Consider the following 1354-nt stretch of genomic DNA (forward strand, 5'->3'; position numbering starts at 1 on the left):
TCTTAATGCCCCACTTTATAAGGGGGGCATTAAGAAAGCTAATTAATATGTCTTGACTGGCATCGGAACCGAATATTTTCTTAAAAGCATAATCAATTTTCGGACTAATAAATCTCATAGTAATTTAACCTCCTAGTTCATTATCAATTAGTAAGTATTTCTTGCGGAATGCTGTGCAAACAGCCCTCAGCTAGCCTCTTATAGAGGAACAAGGAAATTTCGGATTTTATTGCCTCCGGCTGAAACTGGAGGTACTGATAACTGAAATGACAGATATTTCTGTATTTTTCCCAAAAAGACTCTCCAAAAAATATCTTTTAGTGCTATTATAATCAAAAGTTTTATTTCCTTACAGAGAACAATGAAGAAAAAAAACCTAGCAATAACATTAGCTACAGTTGTTTTTCTAGCAGCCTGTGATGTTGGTGATAATAGTCATATTAAACTGAATAATTATCAGTATCCAGGTAGAATTAATCATAGAAAAATCAGCAGAAACAATTATGATAAAACTAATATTAATACCAGTTATGTTGTAAGTTCTTGTCGAGAATTTATGGAATATGAAATGGGATTTCCAAGAAATGGGAAGTGGTCATCCATGGAATATATAACTGAAACTACATTGGGTTGGGAATGGCGAGGTTGGATAGAAATTGATGGAGAAAGAAGCAATTTTGTTTGCAATATCAACAATAATGAAGTAACAGCATATATCCACAAACAAGAAAAATATCCTTATAGTTTTCCTGATAATTTATATGAACATGACAATAAGAACAATACCAGTAGTGTTGTGAATTCTTGTCAAGAATTTATGAAATATGAAATGGGATTTCCGAGAAATGGGAAGTGGTCTTCTCAAAAAGATGTGAGGAAAACTATAGAAGGTTGGGAGTGGCAAGGATGGGTAGATGTGTATGGAGAACGAAATAACTTTGTATGTACTGTTGATAATAATGGAGTCAGAGTCAGCACTAATTTTGAAGATTCTTATAATTATGAATATGAATATAACTATACCTATTAATACGTATCTATAGCAATCCGCGCATTGATTGTGACAATTTTTATAATAGTTAATTTGAACTGAAAACATGAGCAAATTCTGTACGTCCCCCTACCGACGCCTCCCCTACCTGACTCGCTCCTCCTGACTCCTAACTACCAGCAAAATATTAGGAATTGGTGATCGAGTAATGCTATTCAATATCTATGAACCGTACGACTATAGTTTTTTCATAGATATTTGAGACAAAAGCATTACGCATTCACCAACGCCAAATATTACAACTGTGCAGAGGATTGCTATATATCTATATAGCAATTCCCAAAAAGCGTGAGGTACGCGTAT

2 protein-coding genes are annotated in these 1354 nt (G+C 34.0%); one reads left to right on the top strand and one right to left on the bottom strand.

Annotation, left to right across the window (positions count from 1 at the left end; all coding sequences use genetic code 11):
* Window positions 1-118, bottom strand: a 118-nt coding sequence (locus tag F6K22_RS40880) for a PD-(D/E)XK nuclease family transposase (RefSeq protein ID WP_293110888.1), incomplete at its 3' end; no start/stop codon positions are given.
* Window positions 119-361: 243 nt separating this feature from the next.
* Here F6K22_RS40880 and F6K22_RS40885 point away from each other — a divergent pair.
* Window positions 362-1030 carry a hypothetical protein gene (locus F6K22_RS40885; protein WP_293110886.1) on the top strand — a complete coding sequence of 223 codons (669 nt, stop codon included), beginning with the start codon at window positions 362-364 and terminating at the stop codon, window positions 1028-1030.
* The last annotated feature ends 324 nt before the right edge of the window (window positions 1031-1354 follow it).

Source organism: Okeania sp. SIO2F4 (assembly GCF_010672385.1).
Taxonomy (GTDB): domain Bacteria; phylum Cyanobacteriota; class Cyanobacteriia; order Cyanobacteriales; family Microcoleaceae; genus Trichodesmium.

What these genes read in the sequence shown, in the direction of transcription:
- F6K22_RS40885 (WP_293110886.1), top strand. Translation starts at nt 362, where the DNA reads ATGAAGAAAAAAAACCTAGCAATAACATTAGCTACAGTTGTTTTTCTA.